The organism is Luteimonas composti, assembly GCF_042678665.1.
Taxonomy (GTDB): domain Bacteria; phylum Pseudomonadota; class Gammaproteobacteria; order Xanthomonadales; family Xanthomonadaceae; genus Luteimonas; species Luteimonas composti.
Window position 1 is genome coordinate 649,042 of record NZ_JBHTKU010000002.1, and the last position, 24,218, is coordinate 673,259.

Genomic DNA, 24,218 nt, shown 5'->3' on the forward strand with positions numbered 1-24,218 from the left:
GCACCCTCCGCGCAGCAGCCAGGAGACCGCGATGGAGTCCATGTTCGCCCGACTGCCGCCACCGCCGTACTACGCGGTGATCTTCAGCGCCCGGCGCACCGGCGTCGACGACGGCTACGGCGAAACCGCCGAACGGATGGTGGAGCTGGCGCGCAGGCAGCCGGGTTTCCTCGGCGTCGAGTCCACGCGCGGCGCCGGCGGCTTCGGCATTACCGTGGCCTACTGGGAGAGCGAGGAGGCGATCCTGGCCTGGCGCCGGCATGCCGAGCACGCCGCGGCCCGCGAGCGCGGACGTGCCGAGTGGTACCGGCACTTCGAGCTGCGGGTGGCGCGCGTGGAGCGCGCCTACGGCTGGGACCGCGACGGCGGCGAGGCCGGTCCGGCCCGCTGAACCACTGCGGATTCGCGCCAGGTGGCGCGATCCTGCGATCATGTGTCCCTGCTGCCGGGAGGCCGGCGCGAGCCGGCCACGGCCGGCGAACACGAGGAACCACGTCTTGAACCACCTGTTGCGCCCGGCGCTCCCGCGCCGCGACGACATCCTGCAGAAGATCCTGGTACGCAAGGCCGAGGAGGTCGCTGCGCGCGCCGCGGCCCGCCCGCTGGCGCAGGTGCGTGCCCTGGCCGCGGACATGCCGCCCGCGCGCGGATTTGCCGGCGCCGTCGAGGCGAAGATCGCCGCCGGCGCGCCAGCCGTGATCGCCGAGGTCAAGAAGGCCAGTCCGTCCAAGGGCGTGATCCGCCCCGACTTCCAGCCCGCGCAGATCGCACGCAGCTACGAGGCCGGCGGCGCGGCCTGCCTGTCGGTGCTGACCGACGTGGACTTCTTCCAGGGCGCCGACGCCTACCTGCAGGAGGCCCGCGCCGCCTGCGCGCTGCCGGTGCTGCGCAAGGACTTCACCATCGATCCCTACCAGGTCTACGAGGCGCGCGCGCTGGGCGCCGACTGCATCCTGCTGATCGTGGCCGCGCTCTCCGACGGCCAGCTGGCCGAGCTGTGCGGCACGGCGATGGCGGTCGGCCTCGACGTGCTGGTGGAGGTGCACGACATCGACGAACTCGAGCGTGCCATCCAGGTGCCGGCGCCGCTGCTGGGCATCAACAACCGCAGCCTGCGCACGTTCGAGGTCTCGCTCGAGAACACCCTGTCGCTCCGTGACGCGGTGCCGCGCGACCGGCGCCTGGTCACCGAGAGCGGCATCCACACCGCCGCCGACGTCGCGCGCATGCGCGCCGCGGGCGTGGAGGCTTTCCTGGTGGGCGAGGCCTTCATGCGCGCGCCCGATCCGGGCCTGGCGCTGCGCGGCCTGTTCTTTCCGGCATGAGCGCGGCGCCCGATCCCGTGCGGCCGCTGGTCGTCTTCGACTTCGACCACACGCTTTACGACGGCGATTCGGGCAGCCACCTGTTCGCCTGGCTGATCCGCCGCAGCTGGTGGCGCACCGCGCTGGCGCTGCTGGCGACGCCGGTGCTGGGGCCGATGGTGGCCTGGCTGCCCACGCGCCGCTACGGCATTTCGGGTTACGTCTGGATCGGCACGGTCGGCATGCCCGGGCCGCGCACGCTGGACCGCGCCATCGACCAGTACGTGGCCGGACACGAGGCGCAGATCCGCCAGCGCCTGCTACCGGTGGCGCTGGCGGTGCTGCACCGGCATCGCGAGGCCGGCGACCGCGTGGTGATCGCCACCGGCGCGCCGCCGGAGCTGGCGCGCGCGATCCTGGCCTTCGTCGCCCACGAAGCGGTGCCGGTGATCGGCACCCGGGTCGGTCCGCGCCTGGGTGCGATCGTGGCGGTGCGCCACTGCCATGCCGAGGAGAAGATGCGGATGCTGCGCGAGCAGGGCCTGGGCGAGATCGACATCGCCTATTCGGACTCCAGCGCCGACCTGCCGCTGCTGCTGGCGGCGAAGTCTCCGGTGGTGGTCAATCCCAAGCGCGGCAGCGAGGCGATGTTCCGGCAGCGGCTGGCGCCGGGGACTCCGATCCTCAACTGGGGCTGCCGCGATCGCGGCGGCGAGCCGGTGGCCACCGCCGCATGACGGCGGTCAGGCGTCGCCCAGGCGCTTGACGAAGCGGACGGTGCCGTCGCTGAAGCCGCAGGCGCGGTAGAAGGCGTGCGCCTCGGTGCGCTGCGAGCCGCTGGTGAGCTCCAGCCGCGCCGCGCCGCCGCGACGGGCGCGGCGCTCGGCCTCGCGTAGCAGCTGGCGGCCGAGGCCCTGGCCGCGTGCGGTGGCGCTCACCACCAGGGCCGTGATCCGGCAGGTGATGGTGTCCAGCGGCAGGTAGTACATGAAGTCGAGCGCGACCAGGCCGGCCACTGCCCCGTCCACGCGCGCGACCACCAGCGCCTGCCGGTCGTTGTCCAGGATCGCGCGGATCCGGCGCAGCGCATCGTCGGTGTCGCAGGGATAGCCCAGCTCGCACAGCAGGGCGGCGACGTCGTCGGCGTCGATCAGGTCCGCGCTGCGCAGGTCGGCGTCCGGCAGGTCGCCCCGGAGCGCGAACGGGCCGCCGCTCATCGGGTGCCGTAGAGGACGATGGTCTTGCCGCGGGCGTGCAGCTTGCCGTCCGCCTGCAGCTTCTTGAGCACCCGTCCGGCCATCTCGCGCGAGCAGCCGACCAGGCGCGCCAGCTCCTGCCGGGACACGCGCAGCTGGGTGCCCTCGGGGTGGCTCATGGCCTCCGGCTCGCGGGTCAGGTCGTGCAGGGTGCGGGTGATGCGGTCGGTGACGTCGAGGAAGGCCAGCCGCCCGGCCTTGCGGCTGGTGTCCAGCAGCCGGCGCGAGAGCTGGGCCCCGATCGCGTACATGATCGAGGTGGCGTCGTTGGCCAGGGTGCCGTCGAACAGCTGGTACAGACGCTCGTAGCTGATCTCGGCCAGTTCGGTCGGCACGCGGGTGCGCAGGATCACCTCGCGTACGTCGGTTTCGATGAACAGGCCCATTTCGCCCACGAATTCACCGTTGCCGAAGTAACCGAGCACCAGCTCCCGGCCGTCGTCCTCCTCGGTGATGATGCTGACCGAGCCGCTGATGACGTAATAGAGCGTCCCGGCCGGATCGCCCGGCCGGAACACCTCCGTCCGCGGCGGATAGCGCCTCCGGTGGCAATGGGCGAGGAAGCGTTCGATGGTCGCGGGGGACGGCGCCATCGGGTGGGCGGGGCGGCGATAGCTGCTGATGAGGGCCACAGGGCTTGGGTTCATGCAGGGGGGAACGGGGGAAGCGCCGAGATTAGGCCGTCCGTGCCCGGCGAGCAAACGCCTTGCCCCCACGATCACCCGCTTTGCCCCATAATTCCGCCCTTCGTCCGCCCGACCGGGGACCGTCCGACGTGGTCAAACCACTGCCTCGCCTGAAGCTCCAGGGCTTCAACAACCTCACCAAGTCTCTGTCCTTCAACATCTATGACGTGTGCTACGCGGCGTCGGAGGACGAGCGCCGCCGCTATATCGAGTACATCGACGAACAGTACGATGCGGACCGGCTGACCCAGATCCTGACGGATGTGGCCGAGATCATCGGCGCCAACATCCTCAACATCGCCCGCCAGGACTACGATCCGCAGGGCGCGTCGGTGACCATCCTCATTTCCGAGGAGCCGGTGATCGACAAGAAGGACGCCGGCCGGGACGTGATCTCCGACGCCGTGGTCGCGCACCTGGACAAGTCCCACATCACGGTGCACACCTATCCGGAAACCCATCCGGACAACGGCATCGCGACCTTCCGCGCCGACATCGACGTGTCGACCTGTGGCGTGATCTCGCCGCTGAAGGCGCTGAACTACCTGATCGAGAGCCTCGAGTCCGACATCGTGGTGATGGACTACCGGGTGCGCGGCTTCACCCGCGACATCAAGGGGAAGAAGCACTTCATCGACCACAAGATCAACTCGATCCAGGACTACCTGGCCAAGAACATCCGCTCGCGCTACGAGATGCTCGACGTCAACGTCTACCAGGAAAACATCTTCCACACGAAGATGCACCTGAAGGACTTCGACCTCGACCAGTACCTGTTCGAGGAGAAGGCGCGCAACCTCTCGTTCAAGGAGCGGATGAAGATCGAGGCGCGGCTCAAGCGCGAGATCGAGGAGCTCTACCACGGCCGCAACCTGCTCGACTGAGCGGCGCCGGCGGCAGCGGAAGCGGCAGATGCCGATGCAGGAAGGCCCCGCAACGCGGGGCCTTTCCCGTATACCGGCGGTGCCGGCCGGCTAGAGCCGGTAGGCCACCGTCTTCATCAGCTTCGAGGCAACCGCCATCAGGGTCGGGATCGGCGGCGGCAGGATCCGCGCGCCCGCCATCTCGGCCTCGAGCGCATGCCGCGCTTCGTCGGTCTTCATCTGGGCGAGGATCTCGCGGCTGCGGCGGTCGGCCGCGGGCAGGTCCTGCAGGTGCTCGTCCAGGTGGGCCTCGACCTGGCGCTCGGTCTCGACCACGAAACCCAGGTTCCAGCCGTCCCCGCGCAGCCCGGCCAGCAGGCCGAGCGCGTAGCTGCCGCCGTACCAGAACGGGTTGAACACGCTGGGGCGGCTGTCGAGTTCGCGCAGGCGGTCGGCGCACCAGGCCAGGTGGTCGGTTTCCTCCTGAGCGGCCTCCAGCAGGTGCGCCCGGGTGGATTCTTCGCGCGCCACCGCGGCCTGGCCGAAGTACAGGCCCTGTGCGCAGACCTCGCCGACGTGGTTGATCCGCATCAGGCCCGCGGCGTGGCGGCGTTCGCCGGGCGAAAGCGCGGCGTCGGCCGTATCGCCGGCGGGGTTGGGGCGGCTGGCGGGGGGCTGGCCCAGGACCGTCTCGAGCGCGCGCTGGGCTTCGACCAGGACCCGGTCGAGAGGATTGAGCCGGCGCGGCGCGCTGCGGGGCGGGGCGGGCAGGACGGCGGGAAGCGTGTCGGGCATGGGGTCTCCGGGTGGGGCCGGGCGGGGCTTGCATGGTGGCCCCTGGGCGGCCGCGGCGCCAGCAGGCGAGGGGGGCGGCTTGCGCGTGGCCGGTTAGCGGGCTAGAATTCCGCTTCTGTGTTTCATCCCCTACAACGCGAGGCGAAGTTCCGGCTCCCGGAATCAGCCCGACCAGGCACCCGCCCGGAGTCATTTTAGATGAAGACCTTCACCGCCAAGTCCGAGACCGTCCAGCGCGACTGGTATCTCGTCGACGCCACCGGCAAGACGCTGGGCCGCCTGAGTTCCGAACTCGCGCGCCGCCTGCGCGGCAAGCACAAGCCCGTCTACACCCCGCACGTCGATACCGGCGATTACCTCGTGGTGATCAACGCCGAGAAGATCGCCGTGACCGGCAAGAAGATGACGGACAAGCTCTATCACCGCTTCACCGGCCACATCGGCAACCTCAAGACCGAGACCCTGGCCCAGGCGCTGGAGCGCCATCCCGAGCGCGTGATCGAGATCGCGGTGAAGGGCATGCTGCCCAAGGGCCCCCTGGGCCGCACCATGTACCGCAAGCTCAAGGTGTACAAGGGTGCCGAGCACCCCCACGCCGCCCAGCAGCCCCAGCCCCTGGATATCTAAACGATGGCTACCACCCAGAACTACGGCACCGGCCGTCGCAAGTCCTCCACCGCCCGCGTGTTCCTGCGCAAGGGCAGCGGCAACATCACCGTCAACGGCCGTCCGCTGGACGAGTTCTTCGGCCGCGAGACCGCGCGCATGATCGTGCGCCAGCCGCTGGAGCTGACCAAGAACACCGAGAACTTCGACATCCTCGTCACCGCCACCGGCGGCGGCACCACCGGCCAGGCCGGTGCGATCCGCTTGGGCATTGCCCGCGCCCTGGTCGAGTACGACGCGTCGCTCAAGACCGAGCTGCGCAAGGCCGGCTTCGTGACCCGCGATGCCCGCGAGGTCGAGCGCAAGAAGGTCGGCCTGCACAAGGCACGCCGCGCCACGCAGTTCTCCAAGCGTTAATGCACTGGTGACGCCATCGCCCCGCGATGGCGTTACAATCCGCTCCATAGCCCCGTCGCCAAGCGGTAAGGCACCTGACTCTGACTCAGGCATTCGGTGGTTCGAATCCATCCGGGGCTGCCAGTTCCACGAAAGACCTGCCGCAAGGCGGGTCTTTTCGTTTGTGGCGGATGCCGGCGGCGGTGTGCGCCCTGCGGGGGAGACGAGGCGCGACGGCGCTGCAGCGCCGGGGTTCTCGCGTGAGCCGGCGGCGGACCGCGGGGCAGCGGTTGCCGCACGCTAGAATCCGCCGATGACGCCCCCCTTCCTTCCGCCCCTGTCCGACGCGCGCGGCGCCCTGGACGACGTGCGCGCCCGCGGCTTCGCGGTGCTGCCTCCCGCCGTGCTGGCTTCGCTGGCGCATGCGCGGCCGGACGACCTGGCGGCACTCGCGCCGGGCTGGGACGACCTGCCGCCCGACACCTACCTGCGCGACGGCGGGCGCTACCGCAGCCGCCGGCATTCCTGCTTCGTGGTCGACGGCGACCAGGTGCGCCAGGCCCCGCACCGGCCGCACTGGCAATCCCTCGACTACAACGCGCTGCACGGCGGCATGCTGCGCATGTTCGAACCGATCGCCGCGGCGACGATCGCCTCGCCCGCCTGGACGCCGCTGCTGCGCGGACTGGGTCAATGGTGTTCGGCGCTGCGCGGCGCGCAACCCTGGTACATCGAGGCCCACCAGTTCCGCATCGATACCAGCGACGGCATCGGCCGGCCGACGCCGGAGGGCGCCCACCGCGACGGCGTGGACTTCGTCGCCGTGATCCTCGTCGACCGCCATCGCATCAAGGGCGGCGAGACCCGCGTGTTCCAGGCCGATGGCCCGGACGGCCAGCGCTTCACCCTGCTCGAGCCCTGGTCGATGCTGTTCCTGGACGATGCGCGGGTGATCCACGAGTCCACGCCCATCCAGCCCGCCAGCGAGGGCGCACCCGGACATCGCGACACCCTGGTGCTGACCTTCCGCGCCGGCGCCTTCCAGGGCGACGACTGAAATGGCGCGGCTCGCGCGATCCGGCCCGACGGCTGGTTACAATTGAAATCATGATTCCCGGCCCGGAGCAGGCATGAAACTCGGTTCACTCAAGGAAGGCGGCCGCGACGGCACCCTGGTCGTCGTCTCCCGCGACCTGACGCGCGCGGTCCGCGCCGCCGGCATCGCGCCGACCCTGCAGCGTGCACTGGAAGACTGGGACAACGCCGCGCCGCGGCTCAACGCCCTGGCCCAGTCGCTGGAGAGCGGCGATGCCGACGGCGTGTTCGACCTCGACGCCAACGCGCTGGCCGCGCCGCTGCCGCGCGCCTATGAGTTCGTCGACGGCAGCGCCTACCTGCCGCACGTCGAGCGCGTGCGCCGCGCGCGGGGCGCCGAGGTGCCGGAGAGCTTCTACACCGATCCGCTGATGTACCAGGCCACGAGCGCCGGCTTCCTCGGGCCGCGCGACCCCGTACGCGTGTCCAGCGAGGACTACGGCATCGACCTCGAAGCCGAGATCGTGGTGGTGACCGGCGACGTGCCGATGGCCGCCACGCCCGAGCAGGCCGCCGGCCATATCCAGCTGGTGGGCCTGGTCAACGACGTCAGCCTGCGCAACCTGGTCCCGGCCGAACTGGCCAAGGGCTTCGGTTTCCTCCAGTCCAAGCCGCGATCGGCGCTGTCGCCGGTGTTCGTCACCCCGGACGAGCTGGGCGAGGCCTGGCGCGGCAACAAGCTGCACCTGCCGCTGCTGACCCATGTCAACGGCGAGTGGTTCGGCGCGCCGGAGGCGGGCGTGGACATGCAGTTCGACTTCGCCCAGCTGGTGGCGCACGCGGCGAAGACGCGTCCGCTTTCCGCCGGAACTCTCGTTGGTTCGGGGACCATCGCCAACCAGGACACGTCGCTCGGCGCGTCCTGCTTCGCGGAAAAGCGGACCGTCGAAGCGCTCGAGACGGGCAAGCCGGTCACCCCGTTCCTGTCGTTCGGCGACAGCGTGCGCATCGAGATGCTCGACCGGGAGGGGCGCAGCATCTTCGGCGCCATCGAGCAGCGCATCGAGCGCTACGCCGCGGCCTGACGCGGGGGCTGACGCGATGCCCGCCGTGCGTGCATGATGCGTGCGGTGGCCGTGCGGGGGAGCCGCGCCGATGGCCGGCGCGCGGCGCAGGCGGCGTGCATCGTGGACTGTGACAGGGGGCGGGCTGGGTGAGCGAAGAACTGCGGCTGTATTCCTACTGGCGATCGAGCGCGGCCTATCGCGTGCGCATCGGCCTCAACCTGAAGGGCCTGGCCTACGAGACGATGCCGGTGCACCTGCTGCGCGACGGCGGCGAGCAGCTCACGCCGGCCTTCGCCGCGACCAACCCGCAGAAGCTCGTGCCGGTGCTGCAGCACGGGCAGCGCCTGTTCCGCCAGTCGCTGGCGATTCTCGAATACATCGACGAGATGTGGCCCGAGCCGCCGCTGCTGCCGGCGACCTCGCGCGAGCGCCAGCGCGTGCGCGCCTTGGCGCAGATGGTGGCCACCGACGTGCATCCGCTCAACAACCTGCGGGTGATGCGCTACTTCGAGGGCGAGTGGAACGTGCCCCAGGCCGAGCGCGACGCATGGACGCGGCACTGGATCATGGAAGGCTTCGACGCCTTCGAGGCGCTGCTGGACGGGCACCCGGCCACGGGCACCTTCTGCGACGGCTTCCTGCCGACCATCGCCGACTGCTGCCTGGTGCCGCAGGTCTACAACGCCCGCCGTTTCGGCGTGGACATGGCGCGCTATCCGACCATCGTGGCCGTCGAACGGGCCTGCATGGAACTGCCGGCGTTCCGCGACGCGGCGCCCGACCGCCAGCCCGACGCCCCGCTGCAGGCCTGACGGCGCGCCGCCCTCAGCCGGTGCCGAACACGTCCGCGTAGGGGTCGTGCTCGCCGGTGCCGCCTTCGGAGAGGCGGAACTTGAGGTCCAGGCCCTCGCGCGAGTCGGCGGCGCGCAGCGCGGTCTCGCGCTCGATCCGGCCTTCCTTGTAGAGCCGGAACAGGCACTGGTCGAAGCTCTCGATGCCGTCCTCGAGCGACTCCTCCATCGCCTGCTTGATCTCGTGCACCTGGCCGCGGCGCAGCAGGTCACGGATCATCGGGGTGTTGATCAGCACCTCGGTCGCCGGCAGGCGGCGGCCGTCGACGCCCACCACCAGGCGCTGCGAGATCACCGCGCGCAGGTTGAGCGCGAGGTTCATGAGCACGTTCTTGTGCGCGGCCTCGGGGAAGAAGTTGAGGATGCGCTCGATGGTCTGGTCGGCGTTGTTGGAGTGCAGCGTGGCCAGGCACAGGTGCCCGGTCTCGGCGAAGGCGATCGCCGCCTCCATCGTGGTCGCGTCCAGGATCTCGCCGATCAGGATGACGTCCGGCGCCTCGCGCATCGCGTTCTTCAGCGCGTTGTGGAAGGCGTGCGTGTCGAGCCCGACCTCGCGCTGGTTGACGATCGACTTCTTGTGCTTGTGCAGGTACTCGATCGGGTCCTCGATGGTGAGGATGTGCCCCGAGGTCGTGCTGTTGCGGTAGTCGATCATCGAGGCCAGCGAGGTCGACTTGCCCGAGCCGGTGGAGCCCACGATCAGCACCAGGCCGCGCGGGGCCATGATGATGTCCTTGAGCACCTGCGGCAGTTGCAGCTCCTCGATGGTGGGGATCGTGCTGCGGATCGCGCGGATCACCATGCCCACTTCGCCGCGCTGCTTGAACACGTTGACGCGGAAGCGCCCGGAGTCCTGCAGCGAGATCGCCATGTTGAGCTCGAGGTCGCGCTCGAACTGCGGGACCTGGCCCTCGTCCATCAGCGAGTAGGCGATCTTCTTGACCATGCCGGGGGGCAGGCCGGTGTTGCCCAGCGGATAGAGCTTGCCCTCGACCTTGATGTACACCGGCGCGCCGGTGGTGAGGAACATGTCAGACGCGTTCTTTTCCGCCATCAGCTTCAGGAAATAGCCGATGTCCATGTACCGATCCCCAATGGCCTGGCCCGACCGTTGCGCATCGGGCGAAGGCTGTCGACAATGGCCGCGCACCCCCGTAGACGGCACGGCCCCCCTTATGGCGACAAGCTTCGCATACTTCAGGACCACGGCGCAGGCACTGGTGTGCGGATGCGTGCTGGCGCTCACGGCTTGCGCGTCGACGCCGCCGCCGACCGGCGAACTGGCCGCCGCGCGGCAGGCCGTCTCGCGCGCATCCGATGCCGACGCCGACCAGTACGCGGCGGAGGAACTGGCGCGCGCCGGCGACCTGTTGACCCAGGCGCAGGCCGCGATGGCCTCGCGCCGCGAAGCCGACGCCCGCGAGCTGGCGCTGCGCTCGGCCGCGCTCGCCGATCTCGCCACCGCGCGCAGCCGCGAGGCCACCGTGCGCGCCGAACTCGAACAGCGCCGGGCCGAGGTCGCCACGCTGCGGCAGCGGCTGGGCATGGAGGACAGCCTGTGACCGCCCCCCTGCGCAGCTTCGCCTGCCTGTCGCTGTTGCTGCTGGCCCTGCCGGTCGCGCAGGCCCAGAGCCGCGGCGCCGAGGATCCCGAGGCCGCCGGCCTCGGCCAGCGCCTGGTCGCCATCGACGCCGATCCGTCGCGCAACGCACTGGCGTCGCTCGAGCGCCTGCAGGCGCGCCAGGCGCTGCAGGAGCTGGCCACGGCGCGCAGCCGCGCCCGCCCGGCCGCGCTCGAGGTGGCGCGCTGGCGGGTCGAGACTGCCGAGGTGGCGGTGGAGACCGAACTGGCCCGTCGCGAGATCGAGCGGCTCGAACGCGAGCGCGCCGACCTGCTGCTCGAGGCCAGCCGGCGCGAGGCCGCACGGGCCCGGCAGGAGGCCGAGCGCCTGCGCATCGAAGCCCAGATCCAGGCCGAGGAGGCCGCCCGCCTGCGCGAGGCGGCCGAGGCCGAGGCCCTGGCCCGCCAGGAGGCCGAAACCGTCCTCCAGGGCGTGTCCTCGCGGGAAGCCGCGCGCCTGCGGGCGGCGCGCGAGCGCGCTGCCGAGCTCAAGCGCCAGGAAGAGGAACTGCTGCGCAGCCTGGAGTCGTCGGGCGACACCCCGTAGCCGCGGCTGGCGCCGGGATTTCGTCTTAAATCAAGGATTTGTAATCGCTGCGTGAGCCGTGTTGGCCGCCATGCATCCACTTCCCTGAACCTTTCCGGGACCGGCGCGCGATTTCGTGACGACGTCCGTGGGCAGCAGCCCGGGCAGCTCTTGTCCCCCCTTTCGGGGAGGAGTAGGGTCGGATACCCAGACGGCAGCTTTTTCTCCCCGCCGTCTGGCGACCGAGCCAGACCGATGACCGAGCCGATCCCGCACCAGGCGCCCACCCCCGGCAATGCAGGCCGCCGGTGGGGCGTGGTGGCGGGATCCGCCCTGCGTCCGGTCCGTACCCCCGACGACGCCCCGTGCCCGACCGGCCGGGGCGTTCGCATGTTCGCAGGAGGATTTCCATGTTCGAAGGGCAACCGCAGGCGGAACTCGACAAGCTGATCAAGGGCCACCCCGAGTTCAAGCAGCTTTACCAGCGCCACAAGGAACTGGACAAGAAAGTGCTCGATGCCGAACTCGGCGTGCTCCCGATCGACGAGACCACCCTGTCGCAGATGAAGCGTGAGAAGCTTGCCGCGAAGGACCGCCTGACCCGGCTCTACGACCAGCTCAAGCACTGATCCGTTTTGGAAGTCACGGGCGGCGGCGGCCATCCTCGTCGGTCGCCGCCGCCCGTGGACTGTCTCCCGCGGCCGCCCCGGCGGCCGGCGCCGGCCGATGCGATAATCGCTGCTTTCCCGGGACAGCGATCCGCATGACGATCCACTCCTCCGTACTCGAACTCATCGCCGACACCCCCATCGTCAAGGCCCAGCGCCTGGATGCGGGTCCCTGCGAGCTCTACTTCAAGCTCGAAAGCCAGAATCCGGGCGGTTCGATCAAGGACCGGATCGGCCTGAAGATGATCGAGGCGGCCGAGGCGCGCGGGGAACTCAAGCCGGGCGCCACCCTGGTGGAAGGCACGGCCGGCAACACCGGCATCGGCCTGGCGCTGGTGGCCCAGCAGAAGGGCTACCGGCTGGTCCTCGTGGTGCCGGACAAGATGAGCCGCGAGAAGATCTTCAACCTCAAGGCGATGGGTGCCGAGGTGGTGCTGACCCGCTCGGACGTGGCCAAGGGCCATCCGGAGTACTACCAGGACCTCGCCGCGCGCATCGCCGCGGAAACGCCCGGGGCCTATTTCATCAACCAGTTCGGCAATCCCGACAACCCGGCGGCGCACGAGCACGGCACCGGCCCGGAGATCCTGCGGCAGATGGCCGAGGTCGGCGGGCTGGACGCGATCGTGTTCGGCTGCGGCAGCTCCGGCACCATGAGCGGGCTGTCGCGCTGCTTCGCCGAGCACGCCCCGGACGTGGAAATGGTGCTGGCCGATCCGGTGGGTTCGATCCTGGCCGAATACATCAACGAGGGCACGCTCAGCGAGAAGTCGGGCAGCTGGATGGTGGAGGGCATCGGCGAGGACTTCCTGCCGTCGATCTCCGATTTCAGCCGGGTGAAGAAGGCCTACGCCATCCCGGACAAGGAAAGCTTCCTGGCCGCGCGCGAGCTGCTGCGCACCGAGGGCATTTTCGGCGGCTCCTCCACCGGCACCCTGCTGGCGGCGGCGCTGCGCTACTGCCGCGAGCAGACCGTCCCGAAGAAGGTGCTGGTGTTCGTCTGCGACACCGGCAACAAGTACCTGTCCAAGCTCTACAACGACTACTGGATGCTGGACAACGGCTTCCTCGAGCGCGAGCAGCACGGCGACCTGCGCGACCTGATCCTGCGCCCGTACTCGCAGCGCGACACCGTGGTGCTGGCCCCGAACGATCTGCTGGTCACCGCCTACCAGCGGATGAAGCTGTACGAGATCTCGCAGCTGCCGGTGATGGACGGCGACAGCATCGTCGGCATCCTCGACGAGTCCGACGTGCTGCTGCACGTGTACGGCGACGAGTCTCGGTTCCGCGACCCGGTGTCCACCGCGATGGTGCGCAAGCTCGACATCCTCGACGTGAAGTCGCCGGTGGAGTCGCTGCTGCCGGTGTTCGACCGCGGGCACGTGGCGATCGTGGTGGACGGGGAGAAGTTCCTCGGCCTGATCACCCGGATCGACCTGCTGAACTGGCTGCGGCGGCGGGTACAGTAACCGCGTCGCCCGCCGGGCGAGATCCGGCCGGTCTTCACGGGCCGGAACGCCCACACGGTAGAAGCACCGCGCGGGGGCGACGGCGGGACTGAACAGGAGGCCCGTCGCGGCGGATGGGCCTCGGGGCCAGATGCTAGAATCGCCGGCCCGAATTTGTGATGGACGACAGGATGACGGAGCCCAACGAGGCGGTCGATGCAGCCGGCTGGGGGCTCGGCACGAAGGCGATCCACGCCGGCCAGGCGCCCGACCCGTCGACCGGCGCGGTGATGCCGCCGATCTACGCCACCAGCACCTACGCCCAGTCCAGCCCGGGCGTGCACCAGGGCTTCGAGTACTCGCGCACCCACAACCCGACCCGCTTCGCCTACGAGCGCTGCGTGGCGGGGCTGGAAGGCGGCAGCCGCGGCTTCGCCTTCGCCTCGGGCATGGCCGCCACGGCCACCCTGCTGGAACTGCTCGACAGCGGCGACCATGTGGTGGCGATGGACGACCTCTACGGCGGCAGCTTCCGCCTGTTCGAGCGCGTGCGCCGGCGCAGCGCCGGGCTGGACTTCAGCTTCGTCGACATGACCGACCCGGCTGCCTTCGAAGCCGCGCTCACGCCGAAGACGAAGCTGGTCTGGATCGAGACGCCGACCAACCCGCTGCTCAAGATCGTCGACATCTCGGCGATCGCGGAGATCGCGCATCGCCGCGGCGCGCTTGTGGTGGTGGACAACACCTTCGCCTCGCCGATCCTGCAGCGTCCGCTCGAGCACGGCGCCGACATCGTCATGCATTCGGCGACCAAGTACCTCAACGGCCACTCCGACATGGTCGGCGGCATGGTCGTGGTAGGCGACGACGCCGACGTTGCCGAACGCGTGGCCTTCCTGCAGAACTCGGCCGGCGCGGTGCAGGGGCCGTTCGACAGCTTCCTCGCCCTGCGCGGCCTCAAGACCCTGCACCTGCGCATGCAGGCGCACTGCGGGAACGCGCAGGCGATCGCGGAATTCCTGCAGGGCCATGAGGCGGTTCGCGACGTGATCTATCCCGGGCTGTCGTCGCATCCGCAGCACGCGCTGGCCAGCCGCCAGATGGACGGCTTCGGCGGCATGCTTTCGTTCCGCCTCAAGGGCGGTTTCGAGGCGGCCAAGCGCTTCTGCGAGCGCACGCAGCTGTTCACCCTGGCCGAGTCGCTGGGCGGCGTGGAAAGCCTGGTCAACCATCCCGCGGTGATGACGCATGCCTCGGTGCCGGCGGAGACGCGAGCGCGCCTTGGCATCGGGGACGACCTGGTGCGGTTGAGCGTGGGGGTGGAGAGCCTGGACGACCTGCGGAGCGACCTCCGGTGCGCACTGTCGTGAGCACCGGCCTGCCGGCAGCCCAGGCCCGGGCCGCGCTCGCACGAAAGAAGAATTCCCTGCTTTCCCAGCTTGGCCAGAGCCTCAGGCGCCCGGAATTCTGGGCCTATTCCAGTTGGCTCGACATCGTGACCCGGTACCGGCGCACGCGGCTTGGCCTGCTGTGGCTGCTCGCGCCCGTGATGATGTTCACCTTCATCACCGGCCCGCTCTACGCACGCATCTTCAACCGCGACCTGGCCAGCTACATGGTCCACCTGGGCATGGGCTACGCGGTATGGCGGCTGATGGTGATGGTGCTCAACGACACCGTGGGCGTGTACCGGAGCAACAAGGCCTTCATCCTCGATGGCAATACCCGGTTGACCGACTACATCCTGACCACGATCGCGAAGTCGCTGTTCTACTTCGCCTTCGCCATGATCGGCATGGTCGGCGTGCTGATCTGGTCGCCGGCGGTGCCCGCATACGCGATCTTCAGCCTGCTGGTGACCATCCCGCTGGTGTTGCTCAACCTGGTCTGGGTGGGCTACAGCTTGGGCATCCTCGGCGCCCGCTCGCCGGACGTCGGCCAGGTGCTGAACACCATCCTGATGGTGGGATTCCTGTTCACGCCCATCATCTGGGAAGGCGACCGGTATCCGCCCGACAGCGTGGGCGGGATCATCGTGCGCCTCAACCCCGCGTTCCATATCCTCGAAATCGTCAGGCAACCGCTTTACGGCGAGATGCCCGGACTCCACTCCCTCCTTTACGTCGGGATCATGACGGTGGTGGGGTGGTTGTTCGCCATGTTCCTCAGCCGGCAGTATTCCCGCTATGTCCCTATCTGGATTTGACGCGGGCGGCGCGCCGGCCTCCATTTCGGTCCGGAACCTCTCGCTGGTCGTTCCCTACTTCGTCCAGCCGGACAAGATGGCCTCGTCGTGGCTCGGTACGCTGTTCGGGGCCGCGATGTCGGTGCCCAAGCGCCGGTTCGCGACAATCCTCGACGACGTCAGCTTCGACGTCCACGAAGGCGAGCGGATCGCGCTGGTGGGCAGGAACGGGGCAGGCAAGAGCACCCTGCTGCGCGTGCTGGCGGGCGCGTTCGAACCAACCAGCGGCACGGTCGAGAGCGTCGGCACCAAGCAGGCGCTGCTGAGCATCGGCGTGGGCTTCAATCCGGAGGCCACGATCATGGAGAACATCTTCCTGCGCGCGACGGCGATGGGGATTCCGTCGGCGGACATCAAGGGCCTGATCGAGCCGGTGCTCGAGTTCTCCGGATTGCGCGGCGTATCCAATCGCCGGCTCCTGACGCTGTCCAGCGGACAGCGTGTCCGCCTTGGATTCGCGCTGTCCACGGCGGTGCAGACCGACATCGTCCTGCTCGACGAATGGTTCGGCGCCGGCGATGCGCAGTTCGTCCGCAAGGCGCGCCAGCGCATGACCGATCGCGTGGACGGTAGCAAGATCGTGGTGGTCGCCAGCCACAACGAGTCGTTGCTTCAGAAGTTGTGCAACCGCGCCCTGCTGGTGGACCAGGGGCGCCTCGTGCTCGACGGCAGCGTGTCGGAAGTGCTGGCCGAGTACCAGCGGCTGTACCCGCGCTCGGAGGCGGGCGAACGCGCGCGGACGAAGGCGCGCAGGAAAAAAGCCGAGCGCAGGAAGAGGCGGCGTGCGCGGCTGGCGGCCCAGTCGTTGGCCGCGCAGCCGACCGGGATCGCGGTCGAGACCGCTGCAACGGATACGCCGGACCCGCGGACGCTCGCCGCGGCCCGGTACCGCGCCGCGCGCAAGCGGAGCTGGCGCGCCAAGCGCGCCGCGCTGGCGGCGCGGGCGGAACTGGTTGCAGCCGCCGACGGCGCTGCATTCGGCGAGCCCGGATCGGCCGACGCGCCGGACGCAGGCCTTCGCGAGGCCAGGGCGCGATTCAAGCGGGCCCGCAAGGCCTGGCATCGCGCGAAGCTGGCCGCCCGGGACGCGCGGAAGGCGCTGCTGGACATGGCCGGGAAGGCGAACGACCCGCGGGGGGAGGAAGGCCCCGCGATGCCTGAGATCGCGACGGAAGCGCCGGCGCCGGTCCGCCGCCGCAGGAAGGCGGCAGTCAGTCGCGATCCGCTCGCGGAAGGGTCGGGGCGGCCCCAGTGACCGGGGACGTGCCCGCTGGGGACGGAGCGCCGGCGCGTGGCCGTGGCGATGACGCGAGCCGGAAGCGGCGCGCATCCCGGGAGGCCGGCATTGCGGAAGAGCTGCGTGTCCGGGTGCGAGGGTTGGAGGCCGAGCTTGCCGCCGTGTCCTCGCGCTGCGAAGCGGTGGCTGCCGAGCGCGACGCGCTGCTGCAGAGCCGGTCGTGGAAGATCACCGCTCCCATCCGCTGGATGTCCGCGCGGCTGCAGGGCGCGCGGCCCCCGGAACCACCGGCCGCCGAGGAACCCGAGGTGCCGCCCGCGCCGAGTGGCGTACAGCCGCTGCCGCCGTGGATGTGTTGGGAGCGGGGGGATACCCTCGAGGCGCTCAACTCTCCCTGCAGGATCCTGCGCCTGCCCGCGGACGAGGCGCTGCCGGACGGGATCCGGCTTCCGGCCGGCGAGGTGGCGGTGCCCCGGACGCGCGAGGCGCGCGCCATCGGCTATATCGGAAGCCGCGAGCTGCTCGAGGAGCTGTCCTTCGACGCGCGGGTCGAGTGCGTCGACCCGTCGAACGCCGAGGCGCTGGTCACGCCAGAGCGCATCCTGTTCCTGCTGGTCGAGACGGCATGGCGCCCGGAAGCCGGCCCAGCGGGCTATCCGCTGCTGGACAGCCCCGGCAACCGAGAGCGCTTCCTGCCGCTGGTCGACCGCTGCCGGCGCATGGGCGTCCCCCTCGTCTTGTGGATCAGGGAGGTGCCGGGCAACCTCGACCGGTTCGCCTGGCTGATCGGGCATGCCGATGCGGTGTACGTGGCCGACCGGGACATGCACGGGCAGGTCTCGGCACGCTGGCCCGAAGCGCGCGCGCAATGGCTGCCGCCCGCGATCCAACCCCGGCTGCACCACCCCGTGCGCACCCTGGACCTGCTCGATTACCGCAAGGTACTGGGCGACCGGCTTCTGTTCGACGGATGGTGGGACCTCCAGGGCGCGCTGCCGGAGCTCGGCGCGCTCCGCGCCGCACGGGAGTCCGGCCTGCTGGTCTGCGAAACCGAATGGGATTTCACCAACGTCCGCCTGGGCGATTGCGCGGAGTTCGAAGAGCAGGTCATCGGCTGCCTGGACGAGCGGGAAAAGCGCATCCTCGACCGGCTCGTCGGAGGCGAGATCTTCGCGCGCCGGCCCCTGGCCGGGCATTGGCGCGCCACCGCCAGGATGATGCGCGCGGCCGCCGGCGGGAGCCTAGTGGCCTGGGCCGATGGCGGCGAACCTGTGTTCGGGTTCCTGTCCGGGGCCGAGGGCAACGTGCTCGGGCACCTGGCCGCGCTGCTCGGAGATCCGCTGGCCGCGGCCCAGGCCCGCCACCGGGCGTGGCGCGAACTGATGGCTGCGCATACCTACGCCCATCGTCTCCAGCGCATGGCCGACGATCTGTCGCTCCCTGCGTCCTTCCTCCCCGGGCAGCCGCGGATCGCGTGCCTGCTCGTCACCATGCGGCCCGACCTGCTGCCGGCCTGCGTCGCGCGGTTCCACCGCGACCGTTATCCGAACAAGGAACTGGTCGTCGTGGTAAACGACGACCGCGCGGATGTCTCGGCTCTCCGGCGCGCCCTCGGGGGAGACACGGTCAGCATCCACGCCGCGGCCCGGAACCGCAGCCTGGGCGCGTGCCTGAACTTCGCCGTGTCCAGGACCGACGCGCCGTACTGGACCAAGATGGACGACGACGACATGTACGGCCCCGGCTACCTCAGCGATGTGATGGCCTACCAGCTGGTCGGCGATTTCGACCTGTTCGGCAAGCCGCCCATGTTCAACTACCTTGAGTCCAGCGACTCGCTGATGTGGGATCCCATCTGGGGCGACCTGCAGAACGTGGTGCACGACGCGGCGCGCTCCGCCTCCGCCCTCGTGGCGGGCGGGACCATCGGCGGTCGTACCCGGGTGCTGGACCGCGTTGAGTTTTCCGAGAAGCGCCGGGGCGGGTCCGATTCCGACTTCATCCGCCGTTGTTACGAAGCAGGCATCGACGTGCTTGCGATGGATGGCTTCAACTTCGTGCGGTTCCGCAGCGCGCAGGAAGGTTTCCACACCTGGCAGGTATCGGACGAGGAGATCGGCTCGCGTTCGCGCCGGGTCGGTGGAATCGCCGACGTCGACGCCGAGGCGATGATCTAGGCGCGGGGAACGGCATGCTGGCGATCTGGTCCAAGTCCCGATGAAGATCAATTTCGTACTCAACACGTCGGCCAACTACAGTGAGGTCCAGGAGAGCCTGTTCTCGCTGGTCCAGGCCGAACTGGATGCCGGGGAATACTCCCGGGGACGCTACGTGGACGGCGCCCTGAACTTCTCGCTGTTCATCCGCGACCGGGCCGACGTGGTGATGTCGCACGGCGTTGCGGACAAGAACTACTTCTGGATCCGCGATCCGGACGGGCAGCGCTTTGCAAACCGTCTCAAGGCGGTCCTGGTGCCGGGACGCTGGCTGCGCAAGCGCATCCTCAAGAGCAGCAAGCTCGAGTTGGGCGAGGACCAGGTGATCACGGTCGGCTGGCCGCGGATCGACCAGCTGCGCGCGATGCCGCGGCCGCAGACCCGCGGACGCAAGGTCCTGCTGTGGGCGCCGACGCACGACGCGGTCAAGCGTGGTGCCGAGGAACGCTCGACCTCGTCCTACCCGGACTTCGGCCGCCACCTGCCGGCCCTGTCGAAGCGGTTCGACGTGGAGGTCTCGCTGCATCCGCGCAACCGCGTGGACAAGCGGCCGACCTTGGAGAAGCTGCTGGAGGCCGACTTCGTGGTGTCGGACTTCGGCACGCTCGTGTACGAGGCCTGGGCGCTGGGCAAGCCGGTCCTGTTCCCCCGCTGGATCCTGGGCGACCGGATCCAGCAGTACCTGCCGCGGTCGGCCGAGGCCCACATTTTCGACAACCGGATCGGCTACCACCCCGAGTCGCTCGAGGACATGCTCGACATCCTCGAGGCAGGGCCGGTGATCACCCCGGACGTGGTGAAATTCATGGCGGCGTACGTGGACAACTACCGCGCCGGGAACTCGGCCGCGGCCATCGCGGCTGCGCTGCGGCGGCTGGCCGCCGGCGAAACGGGCGCCGCGCCCGCCGGCTGAGGCTCACGCCGCCCGTCCGGGCATCCCTATAATGACCCGCTTTGCCCACCGTCCCGCGCCGGTGGGCGCGGGACGTCACGGAGAACCGCCTGGTGCGCCTCAAAGAACGATTCATCATCTCGCTGGGTCAGCTGCTGCGGCCACTGCCGGAGCCGATCAAGCAGGTGCTGAGGAAAGCGGCGGTCCGGATCGGCCTGTTCGGCCCGCCGGTCGCGCCCGAGGTGGAGGTCGAGGCGATCGGCAGCGAAACCGAAGCCACCGCCGCGGCCTATGTCGAGATCTCGATGGCGCTGGCCGAGCGGCGCTACCAGGACGTCCTCGACCAGGTCGGGGCGCTCGAGGAGACCGAGGAAGCGCGCGAGCCGCGCGACCGCTCCGTCTTCCGGGCGCGCCTGGCGCGGTGCGACGCCCTGGTGGCGCTGGGCCGGGGACGCGAGGCGCTGGCGTACCTGGACGAACTCGATGCGATCTACGGGGTGCGCTGGAGCACCCTGCGCCGCCGCGCGCAACTGGGCGTCTTCACCGCCGACCATGCCGGCGCCCTGGCCGCCGTCGAGCGGGCCCTGCTGCACATGCCCGCCAGGAAGGGACGCAACAGCTACCTGGCCGAGATGGCGCTGATGAAGGTGGACCTGCTGACGGCGGCTGGACGCTGCGACGAGGCCCGCGAGTTCTTCCTGCGCCTGTTCCCGGCCGACCGGCCGACCCGTCCACTCACCGACCGCCAGCTCGCCAGCCTGCGCAAGACGGTAAATGGGCCCGAGGCGCTGCGGCAGTTCAAGGACCTGCTGCTGCCCAGCTTCGCGTTCAACGGTTATCGCGCGCTGCATTCGCTGTTCCACTATTCGATCGCCGCGCGCGACCTCGACCAGCACGAAGAGGCGCTCTACGCGATCCAGCGCCGCTTCATCATCGGCTCGCGCATCCTCAAGCCCGCCGAGCGGAAGAAGCCGTTTCGCGAGGACTGGACCGATGCGGCGCGCCGCGCGCTGCTGGACCTGCGCGAAGACCTGTCCGCGGCCGGCGTGGAGTTCTTCCTCATCAGCGGCACGCTGCTCGGCTGCGTGCGCGAGGGCGGCATCCTCGGCCACGACAAGGACGTGGACGTGGGCGTCATGGACCACTACGACTTCGAACGCGTCCGTGGCGCGCTCAGCGGCACCGGCCATTTCATGCTGCTGCCGATCATCACCGAGCGGATCCTGCGGGTGAAGCACAGCAACGGCGTGATGATCGACGTGTTCTTCCACTGGGAGGAGGACGGGCGGCTGTACCACGAGGGGCAGAAGACGCGGTGGTGGAACAGCCCCTTCCAACTGGTGGAGACCGAGTTCCTCGGCGAGCGGTTCCTGGTGCCCCACGACACGGACACCTACCTGACCGAGAACTACGGCGACTGGCGCACGCCGGTCACCGACTTCGAGACCTTCTGCGATACTCCCAACATGTCGGTCACCGACCGCAACGAGACGCTCTGGTACTACTACCGGATGCTGCTCGACTATTACCACACCGGCAGCGTGGAGCTGTTCGAGAAGGTCTGGTCCGGGCTCACCGCCCTGGGCCCGGTCTCGGTCGAATTCAGGATGGCGGTGGAAGCCGCGCAGGCCCGGATGGCCCGCCTCCTCCCGCCACCCGAACCCGCAGCGCAGGCCAACGGAGAACCACTGCAGTGAAGCGAGTCATCACCTACGGAACGTTCGACCTGTTCCACATCGGCCACCTCAACCTGCTCGAGCGCCTGCGCAAGCTCGGCGACCACCTGACGGTGGCCGTATCGACGGACGAGTTCAACATGCGCAAGGAGAAGATCTGCTCGATGCCGTTCGCGGATCGGGCCCGGATCGTCAGCGCCCTGCGCTGCGTCGATGCGGTCATTCCCGAGGAAACCTGGGAGCAGAAGGTCGACGACATCCGCACGCACGGCATCGCGATCTTCGGCATGGGCCACGACTGGAGCGGGCGCTTCGACTTCCTGGAGGAGCACTGCCAGGTGGTGTACCTCCCGCGCACGGAGGGCATCAGCACCACTTCGCTGAAGGAGCAGATCGGCGAGAAGGCGATCAACGGCGGCTTCCGGGTGAAGCTGGCTGGCTCCAGCTGAGCCACGTCCTGCCGCATCGAGCCGATCGCCCATGCCCATCAATTTCGTCAGGACCTCCAGCAGGAACTACGCCGAAGTCCAGTCCCAGATCCTGGGGCTGATCCAGGCGCGGCTGCCGGACGGCTTCACGCAGACCGAAGGCGTCGCGCGCACCGGGAGTCTCAACTTCACACTGTTCATCCACCAGCCGGCGGATGTGGTGATGTCGCACGGCGTCGCCGACAAGAACTATTTCTTCCGCAAGGACGAGCGAGGGCAGCGCATCGCCAACGGGCTCAAGCATGTGTTCGTGCCGGGGCAGTGGCTGAAGCGGCGCCTGGTCGCGAGCAAGCGCCTGGACCTGGCGGCCGACCAGGTGCACGCCGTTGGCTGGCCGCGCCTCGACACCCTGCTCGAGTTGCAGGCGCAGCGCTCGCCGGAACCCCGCGACGGACGCCGCCCGCGGGTGCTCTGGGCGCCCACGCACGACTACGCGCGGCGGGGCGACGAGCAGGTCTCGCTCTCGTCCTTTCCGGGTTTCGAACCGCACCTCGCACTGCTCGAGCAGGAGTTCGACGTGCAGGTGTCGCTGCACCCCCGCAACCGGCGGGACAAGGTGCCGACCGTCGACAAGCTGCTGTGGGCCGACTACGTCATCTCTGATTTCGGAACGATGGTGTACGAGGCCTGGGCGCTGGGCAAACCGGTGATTTTCCCCGACTGGGTGATCCGGGACCCGATCCTGACCTACCTGCCGGCAGGCAGCGCGGAACGGCACATCTTCAGCGAGGGCATCGGGCTGCATCCGTCTTCCCCCGGCGAGCTGATGGACATGATTTCGGGCGGTGCCGGCATCTGTCCGGCCACCCTGTCGTTCCTGCAGGACTACCTGGCGCCCGAGTACACCGGCTGCAGTGCGCAACGGACCGCGGAGCTCCTGACCGAACTCGCGCAACGCGCCTAGCCACGGCTTCGTCCGATGCTGGCGCTGGCGGGAAGCACCCCGCCGACGCCCGGGAAGGCGCCGGGGCGGGGCATCGGGATTACCGGATGCGCGCGGCGACCTGCTTGTTGCAGCGGACCGCGCCCAGGTATTCGTGCTCCAGTCCGTTGTCCGCCAGGAACTCCATGAACGCCTTGTGCTCGTGCTCGCGCCAGCCCGGGTAATTGAAGTATTCGTCGAACACGATCAGGGTGCCGGGCTTGATGCGCGGGGCGAGCAACTCGAAGATCGTCCTGGTCGAGGAGTAGAGGTCGCAGTCGACGTGGAGCAGGGAGATGTCGCCCTGATGTGCGTCGAGGAAGGCGGGCAGGGTCTCGTTGAACCAGCCCACGACCAGCTCCACGTTGTCGCGGACGGCCGGCAGGGCCTGCGCGAAGTGCGACTTCTGGTAGTCGGGGCGCCACGCCTCGGGGAGGCCTTCGAAACTGTCGAATCCGTAGACGGTTTCCTGCGGAAACAGCTTGGCGAGGCGGTTGATGCTGCGGCCGCCGGCGACCCCGAACTCGAGGACGAGGCCGGGGATGGTGCGCTTCGGGAAGATCGCTTCGTGGAACTTCGCACGCGAGGCGTACAGCGGCGTGGTCAGCATGTGCGTCTCGAAGTACTTCGCCGTATCGACCGAAGACATCAGCCTGGCGATCTTCCAGAAGTCGTAGCCGCCCTTGGACCTGCCCAGCCACTGGTCGAGCGCGGCGCCGATTGCGTCCGCGGTGGCGAGTGGATTACCGGAATCTGGTGTCACGACCTGCACCTCCTGTTGTGGGTGGTTGAACCAGCGCTACCGGATCTACTCTGCCGCGACGGTCCCGGCCGCTGCCGGGAACGCCAGCTGGACCACGCCGGCCGCTTCGGGGTGCCGCAGCTTGTCCCGCTCCGCCGGCCGCACGATCGCAATGGCCTCGCCGTAACCTTCGCGGGAGAACCGGACGCGATACCCGCCCTTGCGCTTCTTCGGCTTGCCCGCCTCGAAGCCGGCCCGGCGCATGTCGTCCATCAGCGCGAGGGTGGCGTCCTTCGGCGTCGAGCCGAGGAATTCCATGGTGTATCTCTCCCAGGACGCGCCCTCCTTGTCCTGCACCGTCTTCGTCGAGCGGGCGTGGTGCCGGAAGCTCAGGGTGACGCCCGCGGGCAGGGCCGCCTCGAAAGGCCTGGCGGGGGTGGCCGGTGCCGGCGGCTCGGACGGCGCGGCGGCCGCCTGCGCGTCCTGGGCCGGCTGCCCGGTGGCTGGGCGCTCCTGGCAGGCAGCCAGGAGCAGGGCAAGTGGAACCAGGAGGAGGGGCTTGGCAGTCATTCGCGAGGGCCTGGTGGGGGAGGAAGTGGCCGATCATAACCGAGGGTTCCGGCCGGGCATCCGGCCACGCAGTGCCGGTCCGCGATGGGTTCAGGGTGGGGGTGCG

At 69.4% G+C, this 24,218-nt stretch carries 27 protein-coding genes and 1 tRNA gene; 22 read left to right on the forward strand and 6 right to left on the reverse strand.

Going from position 1 to position 24,218, the window contains the following annotated elements:
• Positions 1 to 31: 31 nt before the first annotated feature.
• The 3 genes from ACFQ2D_RS07650 (at position 32) to ACFQ2D_RS07660 (ending at position 2,041) form a co-directional block, all read left to right on the forward strand.
• Positions 32 to 391 (forward strand): antibiotic biosynthesis monooxygenase family protein, encoded by a 360-nt coding sequence (locus tag ACFQ2D_RS07650; protein WP_280943243.1) that lies wholly within the window; start codon positions 32 to 34, stop codon positions 389 to 391.
• Between the two features lie 115 nt (positions 392 to 506).
• On the forward strand, positions 507 to 1,325 hold the full coding sequence (gene trpC, locus ACFQ2D_RS07655; protein ID WP_280943391.1) for an indole-3-glycerol phosphate synthase TrpC: 819 nt from the start codon (positions 507 to 509) through the stop codon (positions 1,323 to 1,325).
• Positions 1,322 to 2,041: a haloacid dehalogenase-like hydrolase gene (locus ACFQ2D_RS07660; RefSeq protein WP_280943244.1), complete on the forward strand. Its 720-nt coding sequence runs from the start codon at positions 1,322 to 1,324 to the stop codon at positions 2,039 to 2,041. Before trpC ends, ACFQ2D_RS07660 begins: the two co-directional genes overlap by 4 nt.
• A gap of 6 nt (positions 2,042 to 2,047) precedes the next feature.
• Here ACFQ2D_RS07660 and ACFQ2D_RS07665 read toward each other — a convergent pair whose 3' ends face one another.
• Together ACFQ2D_RS07665 and crp are read right to left on the reverse strand one after the other, a co-directional pair.
• Entirely contained in the window at positions 2,048 to 2,521 is a 474-nt protein-coding gene (locus ACFQ2D_RS07665; RefSeq protein ID WP_280943245.1) for a GNAT family N-acetyltransferase, read from the reverse strand.
• Complete coding sequence (gene crp, locus ACFQ2D_RS07670) at positions 2,518 to 3,153, reverse strand: cAMP-activated global transcriptional regulator CRP (RefSeq protein ID WP_386795577.1); 636 nt, start codon at positions 3,151 to 3,153, stop codon at positions 2,518 to 2,520. The genes ACFQ2D_RS07665 and crp overlap by 4 nt, the downstream gene beginning before the upstream one ends.
• Before the next feature lie 182 nt (positions 3,154 to 3,335).
• On the opposite strand from crp, the gene speD reads away from it, so the two are divergent.
• Entirely contained in the window at positions 3,336 to 4,130 is a 795-nt protein-coding gene (gene speD / locus ACFQ2D_RS07675; RefSeq protein WP_280943247.1) for an adenosylmethionine decarboxylase, read from the forward strand.
• A gap of 90 nt (positions 4,131 to 4,220) precedes the next feature.
• Here the strand turns inward: speD and coq7 are convergent, their stop codons facing one another.
• Entirely contained in the window at positions 4,221 to 4,904 is a 684-nt protein-coding gene (gene coq7, locus ACFQ2D_RS07680) for a 2-polyprenyl-3-methyl-6-methoxy-1,4-benzoquinone monooxygenase (RefSeq protein WP_280943248.1), read from the reverse strand.
• A 198-nt stretch (positions 4,905 to 5,102) separates the two neighbouring features.
• Between coq7 and rplM the strand changes: the two genes are divergently transcribed.
• The 6 genes from rplM to maiA all read left to right on the forward strand — a co-directional run bounded on the left by rplM (position 5,103) and on the right by maiA (position 8,820).
• A complete protein-coding gene (gene rplM / locus ACFQ2D_RS07685) occupies positions 5,103 to 5,531 on the forward strand; it encodes a 50S ribosomal protein L13 (RefSeq protein ID WP_280943249.1) in 429 nt (142 codons plus the stop codon).
• A gap of 3 nt (positions 5,532 to 5,534) precedes the next feature.
• Positions 5,535 to 5,927: a 30S ribosomal protein S9 gene (rpsI, locus tag ACFQ2D_RS07690; protein ID WP_280943250.1), complete on the forward strand. Its 393-nt coding sequence runs from the start codon at positions 5,535 to 5,537 to the stop codon at positions 5,925 to 5,927.
• Positions 5,928 to 5,975: 48 nt separating this feature from the next.
• Positions 5,976 to 6,050 (forward strand) — tRNA-Gln (locus ACFQ2D_RS07695).
• A 169-nt stretch (positions 6,051 to 6,219) separates the two neighbouring features.
• Complete coding sequence (locus ACFQ2D_RS07700) at positions 6,220 to 6,963, forward strand: 2OG-Fe dioxygenase family protein (RefSeq protein ID WP_280943251.1); 744 nt, start codon at positions 6,220 to 6,222, stop codon at positions 6,961 to 6,963.
• Between the two features lie 73 nt (positions 6,964 to 7,036).
• Positions 7,037 to 8,026, forward strand: coding sequence for a fumarylacetoacetate hydrolase family protein (locus tag ACFQ2D_RS07705; protein ID WP_280943252.1), 990 nt, complete (start codon positions 7,037 to 7,039; stop codon positions 8,024 to 8,026).
• 128 nt (positions 8,027 to 8,154) lie between these two features.
• Positions 8,155 to 8,820 (forward strand): maleylacetoacetate isomerase, encoded by a 666-nt coding sequence (maiA, locus tag ACFQ2D_RS07710; protein WP_280943253.1) that lies wholly within the window; start codon positions 8,155 to 8,157, stop codon positions 8,818 to 8,820.
• Between the two features lie 13 nt (positions 8,821 to 8,833).
• Here the strand turns inward: maiA and ACFQ2D_RS07715 are convergent, their stop codons facing one another.
• Positions 8,834 to 9,940: a PilT/PilU family type 4a pilus ATPase gene (locus ACFQ2D_RS07715; RefSeq protein ID WP_280943254.1), complete on the reverse strand. Its 1,107-nt coding sequence runs from the start codon at positions 9,938 to 9,940 to the stop codon at positions 8,834 to 8,836.
• 94 nt (positions 9,941 to 10,034) lie between these two features.
• Between ACFQ2D_RS07715 and ACFQ2D_RS07720 the strand changes: the two genes are divergently transcribed.
• From ACFQ2D_RS07720 to ACFQ2D_RS07775, 12 genes are all read left to right on the forward strand, one after another.
• Positions 10,035 to 10,421, forward strand: a complete 387-nt coding sequence (locus ACFQ2D_RS07720) for a DUF4398 domain-containing protein (protein ID WP_280943255.1) — start codon at positions 10,035 to 10,037, stop codon at positions 10,419 to 10,421.
• A complete protein-coding gene (locus ACFQ2D_RS07725; protein WP_280943256.1) occupies positions 10,418 to 11,026 on the forward strand; it encodes a hypothetical protein in 609 nt (202 codons plus the stop codon). Before ACFQ2D_RS07720 ends, ACFQ2D_RS07725 begins: the two co-directional genes overlap by 4 nt.
• 389 nt (positions 11,027 to 11,415) lie before the next feature.
• A complete protein-coding gene (locus ACFQ2D_RS07730; RefSeq protein ID WP_280943257.1) occupies positions 11,416 to 11,634 on the forward strand; it encodes a YdcH family protein in 219 nt (72 codons plus the stop codon).
• A 134-nt stretch (positions 11,635 to 11,768) separates the two neighbouring features.
• Positions 11,769 to 13,145, forward strand: a complete 1,377-nt coding sequence (locus ACFQ2D_RS07735) for a pyridoxal-phosphate dependent enzyme (protein WP_280943258.1) — start codon at positions 11,769 to 11,771, stop codon at positions 13,143 to 13,145.
• 170 nt (positions 13,146 to 13,315) lie between these two features.
• Positions 13,316 to 14,494: a cystathionine gamma-synthase gene (locus ACFQ2D_RS07740; protein WP_280943259.1), complete on the forward strand. Its 1,179-nt coding sequence runs from the start codon at positions 13,316 to 13,318 to the stop codon at positions 14,492 to 14,494.
• Positions 14,479 to 15,330 (forward strand): ABC transporter permease, encoded by an 852-nt coding sequence (locus ACFQ2D_RS07745; protein ID WP_280943260.1) that lies wholly within the window; start codon positions 14,479 to 14,481, stop codon positions 15,328 to 15,330. The genes ACFQ2D_RS07740 and ACFQ2D_RS07745 overlap by 16 nt, the downstream gene beginning before the upstream one ends.
• 115 nt (positions 15,331 to 15,445) lie before the next feature.
• Complete coding sequence (locus ACFQ2D_RS07750) at positions 15,446 to 16,624, forward strand: ABC transporter ATP-binding protein (RefSeq protein ID WP_386795613.1); 1,179 nt, start codon at positions 15,446 to 15,448, stop codon at positions 16,622 to 16,624.
• A complete protein-coding gene (locus tag ACFQ2D_RS07755) occupies positions 16,621 to 18,783 on the forward strand; it encodes a glycosyltransferase (protein ID WP_280943262.1) in 2,163 nt (720 codons plus the stop codon). Before ACFQ2D_RS07750 ends, ACFQ2D_RS07755 begins: the two co-directional genes overlap by 4 nt.
• Before the next feature lie 40 nt (positions 18,784 to 18,823).
• Positions 18,824 to 19,735, forward strand: coding sequence for a hypothetical protein (locus ACFQ2D_RS07760; RefSeq protein WP_280943263.1), 912 nt, complete (start codon positions 18,824 to 18,826; stop codon positions 19,733 to 19,735).
• A 92-nt stretch (positions 19,736 to 19,827) separates the two neighbouring features.
• A complete protein-coding gene (locus tag ACFQ2D_RS07765; protein WP_280943264.1) occupies positions 19,828 to 21,411 on the forward strand; it encodes a tetratricopeptide repeat protein in 1,584 nt (527 codons plus the stop codon).
• The gene (locus ACFQ2D_RS07770) at positions 21,408 to 21,839 is read left to right on the forward strand and encodes an adenylyltransferase/cytidyltransferase family protein (protein ID WP_280943265.1); all 432 of its coding nucleotides are present in this window, start codon (positions 21,408 to 21,410) and stop codon (positions 21,837 to 21,839) included. Before ACFQ2D_RS07765 ends, ACFQ2D_RS07770 begins: the two co-directional genes overlap by 4 nt.
• Positions 21,840 to 21,870: 31 nt before the next feature.
• On the forward strand, positions 21,871 to 22,782 hold the full coding sequence (locus ACFQ2D_RS07775; RefSeq protein ID WP_280943266.1) for a hypothetical protein: 912 nt from the start codon (positions 21,871 to 21,873) through the stop codon (positions 22,780 to 22,782).
• A 79-nt stretch (positions 22,783 to 22,861) separates the two neighbouring features.
• Here the strand turns inward: ACFQ2D_RS07775 and ACFQ2D_RS07780 are convergent, their stop codons facing one another.
• Both ACFQ2D_RS07780 and ACFQ2D_RS07785 read right to left on the reverse strand, forming a co-directional pair.
• Positions 22,862 to 23,563, reverse strand: a complete 702-nt coding sequence (locus ACFQ2D_RS07780) for a TylF/MycF/NovP-related O-methyltransferase (protein WP_280943267.1) — start codon at positions 23,561 to 23,563, stop codon at positions 22,862 to 22,864.
• Positions 23,564 to 23,608: 45 nt separating this feature from the next.
• The gene (locus tag ACFQ2D_RS07785; RefSeq protein WP_280943268.1) at positions 23,609 to 24,112 is read right to left on the reverse strand and encodes a hypothetical protein; all 504 of its coding nucleotides are present in this window, start codon (positions 24,110 to 24,112) and stop codon (positions 23,609 to 23,611) included.
• Positions 24,113 to 24,218: the final 106 nt, after the last annotated feature.

Coding starts and splice junctions, on each gene's coding strand:
- ACFQ2D_RS07650 (WP_280943243.1), top strand. CDS start 32: ATGGAGTCCATGTTCGCCCGACTGCCGCCACCGCCGTACTACGCGGTG.
- ACFQ2D_RS07660 (WP_280943244.1), top strand. CDS start 1,322: ATGAGCGCGGCGCCCGATCCCGTGCGGCCGCTGGTCGTCTTCGACTTC.
- ACFQ2D_RS07665 (WP_280943245.1), bottom strand. CDS start 2,521: ATGAGCGGCGGCCCGTTCGCGCTCCGGGGCGACCTGCCGGACGCCGAC.
- crp (WP_386795577.1), bottom strand. CDS start 3,153: ATGGCGCCGTCCCCCGCGACCATCGAACGCTTCCTCGCCCATTGCCAC.
- coq7 (WP_280943248.1), bottom strand. CDS start 4,904: ATGCCCGACACGCTTCCCGCCGTCCTGCCCGCCCCGCCCCGCAGCGCG.
- rplM (WP_280943249.1), top strand. CDS start 5,103: ATGAAGACCTTCACCGCCAAGTCCGAGACCGTCCAGCGCGACTGGTAT.
- rpsI (WP_280943250.1), top strand. CDS start 5,535: ATGGCTACCACCCAGAACTACGGCACCGGCCGTCGCAAGTCCTCCACC.
- ACFQ2D_RS07700 (WP_280943251.1), top strand. CDS start 6,220: ATGACGCCCCCCTTCCTTCCGCCCCTGTCCGACGCGCGCGGCGCCCTG.
- ACFQ2D_RS07705 (WP_280943252.1), top strand. CDS start 7,037: ATGAAACTCGGTTCACTCAAGGAAGGCGGCCGCGACGGCACCCTGGTC.
- ACFQ2D_RS07715 (WP_280943254.1), bottom strand. CDS start 9,940: ATGGACATCGGCTATTTCCTGAAGCTGATGGCGGAAAAGAACGCGTCT.
- ACFQ2D_RS07720 (WP_280943255.1), top strand. CDS start 10,035: ATGGCGACAAGCTTCGCATACTTCAGGACCACGGCGCAGGCACTGGTG.
- ACFQ2D_RS07730 (WP_280943257.1), top strand. CDS start 11,416: ATGTTCGAAGGGCAACCGCAGGCGGAACTCGACAAGCTGATCAAGGGC.
- ACFQ2D_RS07735 (WP_280943258.1), top strand. CDS start 11,769: ATGACGATCCACTCCTCCGTACTCGAACTCATCGCCGACACCCCCATC.
- ACFQ2D_RS07740 (WP_280943259.1), top strand. CDS start 13,316: ATGACGGAGCCCAACGAGGCGGTCGATGCAGCCGGCTGGGGGCTCGGC.
- ACFQ2D_RS07750 (WP_386795613.1), top strand. CDS start 15,446: ATGTCGGTGCCCAAGCGCCGGTTCGCGACAATCCTCGACGACGTCAGC.
- ACFQ2D_RS07760 (WP_280943263.1), top strand. CDS start 18,824: ATGAAGATCAATTTCGTACTCAACACGTCGGCCAACTACAGTGAGGTC.
- ACFQ2D_RS07775 (WP_280943266.1), top strand. CDS start 21,871: ATGCCCATCAATTTCGTCAGGACCTCCAGCAGGAACTACGCCGAAGTC.
- ACFQ2D_RS07785 (WP_280943268.1), bottom strand. CDS start 24,112: ATGACTGCCAAGCCCCTCCTCCTGGTTCCACTTGCCCTGCTCCTGGCT.